Origin of the sequence: Chryseobacterium sp. CBSDS_008, from assembly GCF_049959325.1 — a bacterium.
GTDB lineage: Bacteria > Bacteroidota > Bacteroidia > Flavobacteriales > Weeksellaceae > Chryseobacterium.
Window position 1 is genome coordinate 3,499,989 of record NZ_CP188202.1, and the last position, 13,079, is coordinate 3,513,067.

Here is a 13,079-nt window from a genome sequence, read left to right on the forward strand (position 1 = left end):
CCCCTTTTATATGGCTTTTTCATCTGAGATTCCTTCCCAAAAAAGAAGGTGTCAGGGGAATGCTATACAAAATTCAGACACCAAAACACCTTAAAAAAATTATACAATGAAAAAAAAATCCATCTTTACCGCACTGATTGCCATGATGCTTCAGGCTGGTTCTCTGATTAATGCACAGCAGCTTAGTCCTACAGGAATATGCTATGTGGAAGTGAATAACAACAACCTCCTGAACGCAGGAGCGTACAAACTGCAGACATCAAACAGCTATCTGTTTAATGTGGTGAATATTTTTGCGGCCAATATTAATTATGATACCAGCCGTGGAAGAGCTTATCTGTATTCCAATAACAACGTTACCAAGGTTCTTACGAATGCAGATACTTACATAAAGCCACTTCAGCAAAAAGGGATGAAGGTGGTTCTGACTATTTTGGGAAATCACCAGGGTGCAGGAATCTGTAATTTTCCTACCCGTGAAGCGGCGAAAGATTTTGCACTACAGCTTGCCAATACAGTGAACACCTATGGTCTTGATGGAATTGATTTTGATGATGAATATTCAGAATATGGAAACAACGGAACAGGCCAGCCCAATGACAGCTCTTTTGTCATGCTTGTTCAGGAACTCAGAGCATTATTACCGAATAAAATTATTTCATTCTATTATTATGGTCCTGCCGCTTCCAGACTTTCCTGGAATGGAGCCAGAGTAGGAGACAATGTCAATTACAGCTGGAATGCTATGTACGGCACATTCTCTGCCCCAAATGTACCACCTCTTACCAAAGCACAAATCTCTCCGGCTGCCGTTTGGATGGGAAATACTTCCAATTCTACAACAACAAGCCTGGCTACCCAAACTAAAAATGGGGGTTACGGAGTATTCATGTGGTATGATTTGCATGGAACTAATGAAACATCACAGCTTTCAGCAGGAACTCAAACATTATATGGAGAACCGACTGTTTTAAGCGGTACTTTACAATCCTGGACACAGGGAACCAATTGTGACGCACCTATCGGGCTGTACACAAGCAATCTTACAGGAACAAGTGCCAAACTCAACTGGTCAGCCGTAGGAACAAACACTTATGATGTTGATTATAAACCAGCTTCTTCAACAACCTGGACGAACGCAGTATCTGCAACAAGCTCCACTTCAGTAACTGTTTCCGGATTAACAGCCAATACCGAATATGACTGGAGAATCAGAACCAACTGCAGCGTGAAAAGCGCCTACATGTTTGCGCCAAGATTTACAAGTACTTCAGGAACAATACCTACAGGTTCTTATGCTCTGTCTTTGGATGGAAGCACTGAATCAGGAGCGGCCGGAAGTATGAATCTAAGCGGTTCTGCCCTATCTTTTGAAGGATGGATCAAACCTTCGTCATTCAAATCAGCGTCTCCAAATATTTCCTCCATCATGGGTACGGAAGTAAGCGACAGCAATTCTGCATTCTTACGATTGGGAGATGCCGGTCTGGCGAATAATAAACTTCAGTTTGTGGTAAGTATCAATAACGTTCAGCAAAAACTGGCTTCTGCAACGGCTCTGAATGCCAATACCTGGTATCATGTAGCAGCTACTTACGATGGTGCCAATATGAAAATTTATATCAATGGTACTCTGGATGCAACCAAAGCACAAACCGGAAGTGTGAATTCAACAGGCGCATTCAACGTAGGATATTTATATAATACTTCTAGAAATTTCAATGGAAAAATAGATGAGGTAAGAGTTTGGAAACGTGCATTGAGTCAGACAGAAATCAGTCAGAATATGTGTAATGTATCCGTTCCGGCAACTTCATTGGCCGCTTATTGGAAATTTAACGAAGGCAGCGGCTCTACCGTTCAGGATACTTCAGGAAACGGAGTGACTTTAACGTTAACGGGTGTTGATGCTTCCAATTGGGGAACAGATGTACCATGTACAACAGGAAGTTCAGCATTAGCAAGAACTGCGGGCCAAAAGGCGATCAATGCGGGAGAGACAAGCATTAAAACTCAAATAAAATTATATCCTAATCCGGTAAGCAAATCTTCATCACTGACAGTTTCTGTTCCGGATGAATACAGCAAAGGAAAATTAACGGTTTATGATTTTAACGGAAGAATTGTAGACACAAAATCACTGAACTCTGGAGACAATCAATACGAATTAAATAGAATTCCTGCAGGGAACTATATCGTCCAGTTTGAATCTCATGATGGAAGTTTAAAACAATCCGAAAAACTAATTGTAAAATAACAAAACCAGTCATTGGGCTTCGGCCCAATGATTTTCTACTACAAATTAATATACTATGAGAAAAAAATCCTTTTTTATTCCCTTAATGGCCCTGATGCTTCAGGCAGCCCCATTGCTCAAAGCGCAGCAGCTTAATCCTTTGGGAGTCTGCTATGTGGAAGTGAATAACAATAATCCGTTGAATGCGGGTTCATATACTTTGCAGAATACCAACAGACAGCTTTTTGATGTAGCCATTATTTTTGCAGCGAATATCAACTACGATGTTTCTAAGAGCCGTGCTTATATTTCAAACAATAACAACGTTACTAAAGTTCTGAATGATGTTAATACCTACGTAAAACCCTTACAGCAAAAAGGAATAAAAGTATTACTCGATCTTTTAGGAAACCACCAGGGAGCCGGAATTTCTAATTTTCCTAACCGTGAGGCTGCAAAAGATTTCGCTCTGCAGGTTGCTCATACCGTTTACACCTACGGTCTGGATGGAGTAGACCTTGATGACGAATATGCAGGATACGGAAACAACGGAACAGGGCAGCCTAATAACAGCTCTTTTGTCATGCTTTTGCAGGAATTGAAAGCAGCAATGCCGGATAAACTGATTACATTCTATTATTACGGACCCGCTCTACAAGACAGACTTATAATGGAGATCTGGCCGGGAATTATATCGACTACACCTGGAATGCGATGTACAGTACATACAATGCTCCTGTAGTTCCTCCTCTTAATAAATCCAAAATCTCAGCAGCTGCTACATGGATTCAAAACTCAAATCCAAGTTCAACGTCTGCCACTACACTGGCAAGCTTAGCGACCAGCACAATGAATGATCAATATGGTGTATTCATGTGGTATGATCTGGCAGGAACCAATGTAGCCAGCTACTTGAGTACAGGGTCGAATATTCTTTATAATGAAAATACATTGTTAAGCGGACAATTATATTCCTGGTCTCAGGGACAAACCTGCGATCCGCCATTGGGACTTGATGTTTCCAATGTGACAGGAACTTCAGCAAAACTGAACTGGACTTCCAATGCTTCACAGTCTTATAATATTGATTACAAACCAGCCAATTCAACAGTTTGGACAAATGTGGCCAATAATTATTCAGGAAATAATATTGTCATCAATAACCTTACCCTGAATACAGATTATGATTGGAGAATACAGTCTAACTGCTCACCGACATTAACAAGTACTTATATTTTTGCACCAAGGTTCAACTCCGGAAGTGGCTGCACTACGCCATCAGGATTGACTTCCGGAAGTTTCCTTGGTAATACCACTCAGCTGTCATGGGATGCAGGCAACGCCACTTCATATACACTACAGTATAAAACTACCGCAGCAACAACATGGTCTGAAATCCCGAACATTACAACCAATTCCTATTCACTACAAAACCTGACTCCGAATACAAACTATGTATGGAAAGTACAGGCTTCATGTGCGGGAGGAACTACAAGTACCTATTCCGGAGAAGGAACATTCAACAGCGGTTTTGCTCCGGTTACAAGTCCGGGTGCAAGATCTCTTGCTTTCAATGGAAGCACGCACTATCTTAACGCAGGCCAATTTAACCTGAGCGGAAATGCAATGAGCTTTGAAGGATGGGTAAAAGTAAACTCATTTAAAACCGCTTTCCCTTACATTTCATCAGTGATGGGTATTGAAGTGGGAGATAATAACTCGGCAATGCTTCGCTTCGGAGACGGAAACCTGGCGAATAACAAACTTCAGTTTATATTGAGCTTCGGTTCATCACAGGTGAAATTGAATACCAATACAGCATTCAATACCAATACATGGTATCATATTGCGGCTACTTATGATGGAGCAGCCATGAAAATTTATGTCAATGGTAATCTTGATGCTACTTTTGCAGTAACGGGTAACTTTACAGCAAACGGAATTCTTTATCTGGGAAGAAATTATGACAATTCCCGTACAATCAATGGTTTTCTTGATGAATTCAGAGTATGGAAAAAAGCGTTGACACCACAGGAAATATTGAGCAACAGCTGTAATGTTCCTGCCAATTCTACTGGTCTTGAAGCCAACTGGAAAATGGATGAAGGAAGCGGTGTAGGAGCATTAGATGCTACGGCAAATACTCATTTTGCCACGCTGGTCAATATGACAGATGCGAACTGGAGAACAGACGTTGCCTGTGCAGCATCTCTTGCCGTAAAAGATATAGAATCCGTAAAAGACAACAGTGCAGTTTACCCGAACCCTGTGAAAAGAGGAAATGACATTCATTTTGCCATCAGCGACAGCTCTGTCAGTGAAGTGGCATTGTATGATGCTTCAGGAAAACTGTTCAAAAAACAGAATATTAATCAAAATAATAATGCAGTGAATACGCAGGATTTAATCAGTGGTACTTATATTTACAAGATTACATCTGCGAACGGGAAAGTAATATCAACCGGTAAAATTATCGTGAAGTAAATTTCAGATAATGAAATAGTTATCGGAAAACAATAAAATAAAGTCTGAAATATAAAGCAGACAGACAGGAGCTTATTTCTGTTTGTCTGTTTTTTCAGTCACAGGAGGTCTTGAATTTAAAATAAAAAATAATGCAGAATATAGTAGGAATCGATATCGGAGGTTCACACATTACGTTGGCTCAGGTAGATCCGGAAAAACGTGAAATCATTTCATCAACCTATGTAAGAGAGCATGTAGATGCATTCGAAAATAAAGAAGTTATTTTCAGTGCTTGGGTTTTCGCCATTGAAAAAGTGGCTCATGATCTTGTGAAAGAAGACCTTTTAATCGGTATCGCAATGCCGGGTCCTTTCGATTATGAAAATGGAATATCCCTTATGCAGCAGGGAAAATTTATTGATATCTATCAGGTAAATATTAAAGAAGAACTGGCAAAAAGACTGGATATTTCCCAGGATCAGATTCATTTTGTGAATGATGCCGCAGCCTTCATGGAAGGAGAAGTATTCGGAGGCTGTGCCAAGGGATTCAGCAGGATTTTTGGAGTGACTCTCGGTACCGGATTAGGAACGACTTTCTTTAACGGGGAATTTGCCGCTGATGAAGATTTATGGGATTCTCCATTCAGAGATTCTATCTGTGAAGATTATCTGGCAACACGATGGTTTGTAAATCGTTATAAAGAACTCACCGGAGAAGAAATCTCAGGAACCAAAGATTTGTTGGACAAACCCACAGAAATACAAACCAGAATGTTTGATGAATATGCAGACTCATTCTCAGAATTTATTGTCAGATATGTAGATCATTACAAACCGGAAGTTTTAGTTATAGGAGGAAATATTGCCAAAGCATATCCTTATTTTGAACAACAACTTATTCAGAATTTAACAAAGAATAATATTAACTTGCAGGTTAAAATTTCGGCTATATTTGAAGATGCGGCCATTCTTGGAGCTGCCAGTTATGCATTAAAAAAAGCGTATATAAATTAACAAACGAAAAGATACAATGAAGTTTATATTTTCTACTTGCTTACTGTTGTTACAGGCCTGGGCATTGGGGCAGAACATATCTCCCGTAGATTACGTGAATCCTTTGATGGGAACACAGTCCAAACCTTCATTATCCAATGGAAATACTTATCCCGCAGTAGGGCTTCCATGGGGAATGAATATCTGGACACCACAAACTGGTAAAATGGGCGATGGATGGGCTTATACCTACGATGCAGATAAAATAAAAGGATTCAAACAAACACACCAACCATCTCCGTGGATGAATGATTACGGCGCATTTGCCATCATGCCGGGAGTAGGAAAAGTAAAGTTTAAAGAAGACGAAAGAGCAAGCTGGTTCAGCCATAAAGCTGAGGTATCTACCCCTTATTTCTATAGTGTTTATCTGGCCGACATCAATGTAACAACAGAATTTACGCCTACAGAAAGAGCTTCTTATTTTAAATTTGATTTTCCCAAAACAGACAGCGCTTACATAGTGGTTGATGCTCTGAATAAAGGTTCTTACATCAAAATTTTACCAAAAGAAAGAAAAATTATTGGGTATACCACAAAATACTCTACCGGGAAATATGATAATTTTAAAAACTATTTCGTCGTTCAGTTTGATAAAGATTTTGAACTGACAAAAACCTGGAAAGATGATAAACTGGTTAATGACCAATTAGAAATTACCAGCGATCATACAGGAGCTGTCGTAGGTTTTAAACTTAAAAATAAAGAAACGGTGTATGCAAAAGTAGCCTCTTCATTCATCAGCTTTGAACAGGCAGAACTGAATCTGAAAAGAGAAATAGGAACCAGAAACTTTGAACAGGTAAAAACCGATGCTAAAAATATCTGGAACAAAACATTAGGAAAATTAGACGTAAAAGGAGGAACAGATCAGCAGATGAGAACCTTTTATTCCTCTTTGTACAGAACTTTATTCTTTCCACAGAAATTATATGAAGTGGATGCTCAGAATAAAATAAAACACTGGAGTCCTTACAATGGTAAAATTGTTGACGGAAGAATGTTTGCAGGAACCGGTTTCTGGGATACCTTCCGTGCTCTATATCCTTTCCTGAATCTTGTTTACCCTAGTATCAATGTGGAAATGCAGGAAGGGCTGGCCAATGCTTACAAAGAAGGAGGTTTCTTACCAGAGTGGAGCAGTCCGGGATATTCTGATATTATGATTGGAAACAACTCCGCATCTGTAGTGGCAGATGCTTACATCAAAGGACTTCGCGGATATGATACGGAAGCTCTTTGGCAGGCCGTAAAACATGGAGCAAATAATGAAGGTCCTATAGAAGCGGTAGGCCGTGCAGGCGTAGAATATTACAATAGATTAGGTTATGTTCCTTACGATGTAAAAATCAATGAAAATGCAGCAAGAACATTGGAGTACGCTTATGACGATTTTTCAATTTATCAGTTAGGAAAAGCCTTGGGGAAACCTGCTTCTGAAATTGATATTTATAAGAAAAGAGCCTACAATTACAAAAATGTATTTGACAAGGAAACAGGTTTAATGCGTGGTAAAAATAAAGATGGTAACTTTCAGAAACCGTTCAATCCTTTCAAATGGGGAGATGCGTTTACAGAAGGAAACAGCTGGCATTACACATGGTCTGTTTTCCAGGATATTGACGGTCTAGCAGAACTGATGGGAGGAAAGAAGAAATTTGAAGCAAAATTAGATGAGGTATTCTCATTGCCACCGGTTTTTGACGACAGCTATTATGGCGGAGTAATTCACGAGATCAGAGAAATGCAGATCATGAACATGGGCCAGTACGCCCACGGAAACCAGCCTATTCAGCACATGATTTACCTTTATAATTATGCAGGAGCACCTTACAAAACTCAATATTGGGCAAGACAGGTAATGGACAAGCTTTATCATGCGACTCCGGACGGATATTGTGGTGACGAAGATAACGGGCAGACTTCTGCGTGGTATATCTTTTCAGCCCTTGGTTTTTATCCGGTAACGCCTGCAACAGATCAGTATGTATTAGGAGCACCGTTGTTTAAAGAAGCTACCATCCATTTGGAGAATGGTAAGAAAATTGAAATAAAAGCTCCGGAAAACAATGCAGAAAATTTATATGTAAAATCATTGAATGTAAACCAGCAGACTTATTCCAAAAACTGGCTGAGCCATAAAGAGCTGATGAAGGGAGCGGTTTTAGACTTTAAAATGGACAGCAAACCCAACAAAGAAAGAGGCTCACAGGAAAAAGATTTTCCTTATTCAATGTCAAAAGAAGAATCAAATAAATAATTTTTAAATTAAAAATATAAGCTGTATGAGTACAGAAAAAAAAGAAATATTCGATAGAGTAGAAGGCATGCTGCAGACACAAGGTTTTAACATTGCAGCAAAAGACGATACAAGACCATGGGGAGGTTTCTTTGTGATTGATGAAACACAGGCACAGGATTTTGCCAACCAGTATTTTGATGGTATTGATGTAGATAATCTGAGAATAGGAGGAAAGCTAAGCCCGAAAATCCTTATCGTAGCTCCGGAAGCAAGATTAAGCTGGCAGTACCACCACAGAAGAGCCGAAATCTGGCAGGTAGTGGAAGGAACGGTTGGAATCAAAAGAAGCAATACCGATGAAGAAGGAGAATTGGGAGAATACGGTCCGAAAGATCAGGTAAAACTTCAACAGGGAGAAAGACACAGATTAATTGGTCTTGCAGGCTGGGGAATTGTAGCTGAAATCTGGCAGCATACCGATGCATCCAATCCTTCAGATGAAGATGATATTGTAAGAGTACAGGATGACTTTGGAAGATAAATAAAAAAATCGGCTTTAATATTAAAGCCGATTTTTTTATTAAGTAAGGGAGCTTGAGGCTGGAAGATGGGAGTTACTTGAGGTTTTCATAACTCTTGGATTTCCTCCGTTATGAGTGGCGAATTTACCTGCTTATGGTAAAAATCAAACCTTATAGGTTTCTGAAACCTATAAGGTTTTTGGGTATTCAGATTTTATCCTCAATAAGATAAATTTTACTCAGTTGTAGGCACTTTCAACTTTATTCTTCCAGCTTCCGCCTTAAAAGGTTGTCTCTTATTCAGAGTTTACCAGTAGTTTATCCCATATAAGAACTTTATAGGCTAATAGCACTCCCAGCTTCATTCTTCCAGCTTCCCGCCTTTAAAACGTTGTCTCTTATTCAGAGTTTACCAGTGGTTTATCCCATATAAGAACTTTATAGGCTAATAGCGCTCCCAGCTTCATTCTTCCAGCTTCCCGCCTTTAAAACGTTGTCTCTTATTCAGAGTTTACCAGTAGTTTATCCCATAATAAGAACTTTATAGGCTAATAGCACTCCCAGCTTCATTCTTCCAGCTTCCCGCCTTTAAAACGTTGTCTCTTATTCAGAGTTTACCAGTAGTTTATCCCATATAAGAACTTTATAGGCTAATAGCACTCCAGCTTCATTCTTCCAGCTTCCAGCTTTTAAAACGTCACATCCAGTCCCACATAAAAGTTCGCCTTCATAATCGGAGCGTATACCATTCCGCCGTCAAAATAATTTCCGAATGGATTTTTAAAATCTACAATCGCATTTTTCTGATAGTAAGAAGTAAGGTTTTCTCCCCCTACATAAGCTCTGATCTTTTTATTGAAATTTCTTGAGATTTGAGCATTAAGAACTGCATAAGATTCTGAATAAGTCGGTAACTGAAACTCCGCCGGATTCGTTGACGTATCGGGAAGTCTCTGTTTTCCGACCCAGTTTAAAGTGGTGTCAAAACTCCAGAATCCTCCTTTATCTGTTTTATTGGTTGAATAAGCCAAGTTCACAAACCCTCTGTGTTTCGCCATAAAAGGAACTTCTCTTCTTCCACCGATATAATCCGCCTGTACATCATAATACTTATAAGCCAATCTTACTTCAAGATTTTTGACAGGCATAAAATCCCATTGGGTCTGGAATGAATTCGCAAAAGACTTTCCATCCAGATTATAGAAAGTCAGCTGCTGAGGAGACTTATCCAAATCTACCAATACCTGGTTCTGGAAATCGGTTCTGAAGAAATCAGCGATAATGCTCGATTTTCTTCCGAATAATTTGAATTCCTGTTGTAAACTTGCTCCATAATTCCATGCAATTTCAGGTCTTAATCCATAAATATTTCCTCCGTTAGGTAAAATATTAATCGCTCTGTTGGAAGCAAAATACTGCTGGCTTTCCGCAAAAACATTTGCTGTTCTGAATCCTCTTCCCGCAGAAAGTCTTAAAATAGTCTGAGGGGTGAAATCATACTTGAAATTAAGTCTCGGTGTAAACTGAGTTCCTGCCAGATTGTGGAAATCTACTCTGGAACCCGCTACTAAAGTATATTTTAACCCTGTTAAAGTATATTCAGCAAAAATCCCAGGTACAATTTCGTTTCTTCTCATATCATCCAGCAAATAGGTTTCCTTATAACCGTCATATAAGAAACTTGCACCGGCCTTATACTTGTGGTTGGTATTTCCGATGATACTTTCAAAAATTAAATTGGAATAATACGTATGCTGCTGCCCGGAATAATTTCTCAATCCGAAAAAGCTGTCCTGTTGGTGATACACATACTGGTTCATCCATCCGATACTCTGGTAAGGTTTTCCTTTAAAAACGTACCCTGTTTTATTCCAAACCTGAAATCTTGAAATATCGATTCCTACCCCATAAAAAGGTTGTTTATCCTGACCCAGTTTTTTATCAAAACCAATCTGTCCTGCCGTTCTTTCATCTCGGATAAAATTAATTCCAAAGTGAGACCCAAATCCTGATTTTTCAAGGTCGTTATAATTCAACAAATAAGCAGCATTAATTTGTGTTCCTTTCGGTCTGTCCAGAAAACCGTCATGGTTCATATCTGTGTTTCCAAACGTTCCGTTTCCGTGAAGAAGGAAAGTCTGTGACCATTTATCGTTGATAGGAGAAACATTGGTAATATTTATTTCTGCTCTTCCATTAAAGTCAGAAAAAAGGTTCAGTGACGTTTCAGGAGTCTTTGCATTCTTCAAAAGTTCAGTATTGATCTGTCCTGTGATGCTTTCATAACCATTTGTTACCGTGCTTCCTCCTTTGGTAAGCTGAATACTTTCAATCCATCTTCCCGGAATAAAGTTTAATCCATAAGCAGAAGCCAACCCTCTGATTTCTGGTAACTGTTCCTTCGTTAAGCTGGTATATTTCTGATCCAGACCAAGCATTTTCAGCTGTTTTGTTCCTGTAACCGCATTGCTGAAGGAAACATCTACCGTTGCATTGGTTTCAAAACTTTCAGAAAGATTACAGCAAGCCGCCTTTAGCAGCTCTTTTTTGTCAATATTAAAAACAAGTCCGGCTTCTTTTTTGCTTAAAGCTGTTGCTGCCTTAGAACCTGTTACAACAACTCCGTCGATGTTTTTTTCATGCTGGGAATGATTTTCTTTAGTTACAGAGATGTCATTGTCTTTATGGACTTCATGCTTTGCTCCTTCTTCGTAATGTACTTTTGGATTGGGTTCGCCAAAAGTAAAATCCCTGTCATAGAGGCAGCATCCCGGAAGCCCATTGTAAACTGCATCTGTTGCTTTATATTTTTCATTATCATGTCCGGCATCAGCAATAGCCTTTAAAATCTTATCTGATGAGGTTTTTGAAGGATCAAAATTTAAAGTAACCGTTTGTTTTTCTGCATTCCATTCTGCAGTATTGGCACCGGCTTCTTTTGACGCTTTTTCAATTCTGGCTTTACATGAAGCACAGTTTCCTCTTACGTAGAATTCATTTTCTTTTTTAGCAGAAGTAGGAGCGCTTACATGATGCTCATGATTGGTTTCTGCTTGTGAAGTCTTTGCATCTCTGTCGTAATGACAGCATCCCGGAAGTCCTTCATACGTTGTATCAGTTGCTTTGAACTTCTCATTATCATGACCTGCTTCTGCAATCTTTTTCAGGATATCATCAGAAGATACTTTGTCTGTTTCTAAGGTTAGTGTTTGAAGATCAATAGAATAAACTGCTGTTTTTGCGCCAGCTTTTTTCGCGGCACTTTCAATTCTTGTTTTGCACATTTCACAGTTCCCTTTTACCTTGAACTGGTTTTTTGAAAGTGTTTGAGCAGATATAAATTGTGTAAATAGGAATAATGCACCAAGTATCAACCTGGAAATAGGTAATTTCATTTGTTTAAAAGTTTAAATTAATTAAAAAACAGTCCATTACGTAGTATAATGAACTCAGGGTATTTTAATTAACCTATCTTGGGCGGCTGCCAGATTTCCTTTAAACGGTCTGAAAGATAAGGATCTGAATATCGGAACTGAGCATTCTTATTCGCTTTGTAATAAGACAGTTCCAGGCGTAGATTTTTTGAGAAAGGAGTTTCAATAAAAGTGTAGCAGGCAGCACATGATGAACAGCAGTCATCATTACATGATTTTGTGTTATCATGTTTGCTGTCTTTTTTTGAAGAATGATTTTTACAGCAGTCCATTTTTTTGGACGATTCTGCTTTGCAGCATGTTTCCTGCATTACCTGCCCATAGAAATTGTCCTTGGGAATTAAAAAAACTCCCAGGCAAAACACTATTGCAAGTAGGTGAAACAGCTTCATATCTGCAAAAATACAAAATTTATGGTAAAGGATCACCAACTTTCAGAGAACAGCTGTGCCAGGGTTCACCATGTGCCGGGTTTAGCTTTGGCTTTTCTCCCATTGCCAGATTCTGTGCAACGGGTGCAGGAGAAGGACTTGGAGTTGCCTGAACTATATTTTGTGCTGGCTGTGATGCCGGAGCTGGCTTACTGTTTAAGGGTTGTCCTACGGGAATATCGCATCGGTGTCCTGGCTGCCCGTGTGGAGGGTTCATTCCCGGAGCTGTTTTTACCTGTTTTCCATTGTTGTCAAGAGTAATTTTCCCAGGTGATACGGCATTCGGATCAATCTGGATCGTATTCCCTCCACTCACATTTACATTTTGTGACGCAGGAGTAGCTGCCGTTGCAGCAGCGCCATTCAGAGGTTGTCCTACGGGAATATCGCATCGGTGTCCCGGTTGTCCGTGTGGGGGATTCATTCCCGGAGCTGCTGCCATTGGAGTAGGAGTGGAGGTAGATGGAATACCTGCCTGGTCCATCAGTGCTGTTTTTGAGGGTGTATTGAGGGCTACGTTGGGCTGTCCGGCGTTGGCTTCTTCTTTTAAATAAGTCGCTCTTTCATCCTTTTTACAGGATACAGCTAATAGTGATACGGTGATTAAACCTATAAATGTATTCTTCATATCCATGGGTATGAAACAAAATTAGCAAAACATTTTCAATTGTTTTGCTAATTTTATACTTATAAT

The 13,079-nt window shown here is 39.4% G+C and carries 9 protein-coding genes; 6 read left to right on the forward strand and 3 right to left on the reverse strand.

Annotated features, from left to right (window positions below; genetic code table 11):
• The first annotated feature begins 106 nt into the window (after positions 1-106).
• The 6 genes from ACP3T3_RS15850 (at position 107) to ACP3T3_RS15875 (ending at position 8,540) form a co-directional block, all read left to right on the forward strand.
• On the forward strand, positions 107-2,257 hold the full coding sequence (locus tag ACP3T3_RS15850) for an endo-beta-N-acetylglucosaminidase H (RefSeq protein WP_426476786.1): 2,151 nt from the start codon (positions 107-109) through the stop codon (positions 2,255-2,257).
• Positions 2,258-2,312: 55 nt separating this feature from the next.
• Positions 2,313-2,978 (forward strand): glycosyl hydrolase family 18 protein, encoded by a 666-nt coding sequence (locus tag ACP3T3_RS15855; protein ID WP_426476787.1) that lies wholly within the window; start codon positions 2,313-2,315, stop codon positions 2,976-2,978.
• Complete coding sequence (locus tag ACP3T3_RS15860; protein ID WP_426476788.1) at positions 2,951-4,720, forward strand: LamG-like jellyroll fold domain-containing protein; 1,770 nt, start codon at positions 2,951-2,953, stop codon at positions 4,718-4,720. The genes ACP3T3_RS15855 and ACP3T3_RS15860 overlap by 28 nt, the downstream gene beginning before the upstream one ends.
• Positions 4,721-4,851: 131 nt before the next feature.
• Complete coding sequence (locus tag ACP3T3_RS15865; RefSeq protein WP_426476789.1) at positions 4,852-5,718, forward strand: ROK family protein; 867 nt, start codon at positions 4,852-4,854, stop codon at positions 5,716-5,718.
• Between the two features lie 16 nt (positions 5,719-5,734).
• Positions 5,735-8,017 (forward strand): GH92 family glycosyl hydrolase, encoded by a 2,283-nt coding sequence (locus tag ACP3T3_RS15870; RefSeq protein WP_426476790.1) that lies wholly within the window; start codon positions 5,735-5,737, stop codon positions 8,015-8,017.
• A 25-nt stretch (positions 8,018-8,042) separates the two neighbouring features.
• Positions 8,043-8,540: a phosphoheptose isomerase gene (locus ACP3T3_RS15875; RefSeq protein ID WP_407848533.1), complete on the forward strand. Its 498-nt coding sequence runs from the start codon at positions 8,043-8,045 to the stop codon at positions 8,538-8,540.
• 669 nt (positions 8,541-9,209) lie between these two features.
• Here ACP3T3_RS15875 and ACP3T3_RS15880 read toward each other — a convergent pair.
• The 3 genes from ACP3T3_RS15880 to ACP3T3_RS15890 form a co-directional block, all read right to left on the reverse strand.
• Positions 9,210-11,915, reverse strand: a complete 2,706-nt coding sequence (locus ACP3T3_RS15880) for a TonB-dependent receptor domain-containing protein (RefSeq protein WP_426476791.1) — start codon at positions 11,913-11,915, stop codon at positions 9,210-9,212.
• Between the two features lie 68 nt (positions 11,916-11,983).
• Positions 11,984-12,346 (reverse strand): hypothetical protein, encoded by a 363-nt coding sequence (locus ACP3T3_RS15885; protein WP_426476792.1) that lies wholly within the window; start codon positions 12,344-12,346, stop codon positions 11,984-11,986.
• Positions 12,347-12,365: 19 nt separating this feature from the next.
• Positions 12,366-13,019 carry a hypothetical protein gene (locus ACP3T3_RS15890; protein WP_426476793.1) on the reverse strand — a complete coding sequence of 218 codons (654 nt, stop codon included), beginning with the start codon at positions 13,017-13,019 and terminating at the stop codon, positions 12,366-12,368.
• Positions 13,020-13,079 lie beyond the last annotated feature (60 nt).

Coding starts and splice junctions, on each gene's coding strand:
- ACP3T3_RS15850 (WP_426476786.1), top strand. CDS start 107: ATGAAAAAAAAATCCATCTTTACCGCACTGATTGCCATGATGCTTCAG.
- ACP3T3_RS15855 (WP_426476787.1), top strand. CDS start 2,313: ATGAGAAAAAAATCCTTTTTTATTCCCTTAATGGCCCTGATGCTTCAG.
- ACP3T3_RS15860 (WP_426476788.1), top strand. CDS start 2,951: ATGTACAGTACATACAATGCTCCTGTAGTTCCTCCTCTTAATAAATCC.
- ACP3T3_RS15865 (WP_426476789.1), top strand. CDS start 4,852: ATGCAGAATATAGTAGGAATCGATATCGGAGGTTCACACATTACGTTG.
- ACP3T3_RS15870 (WP_426476790.1), top strand. CDS start 5,735: ATGAAGTTTATATTTTCTACTTGCTTACTGTTGTTACAGGCCTGGGCA.
- ACP3T3_RS15875 (WP_407848533.1), top strand. CDS start 8,043: ATGAGTACAGAAAAAAAAGAAATATTCGATAGAGTAGAAGGCATGCTG.
- ACP3T3_RS15880 (WP_426476791.1), bottom strand. CDS start 11,915: ATGAAATTACCTATTTCCAGGTTGATACTTGGTGCATTATTCCTATTT.
- ACP3T3_RS15885 (WP_426476792.1), bottom strand. CDS start 12,346: ATGAAGCTGTTTCACCTACTTGCAATAGTGTTTTGCCTGGGAGTTTTT.
- ACP3T3_RS15890 (WP_426476793.1), bottom strand. CDS start 13,019: ATGGATATGAAGAATACATTTATAGGTTTAATCACCGTATCACTATTA.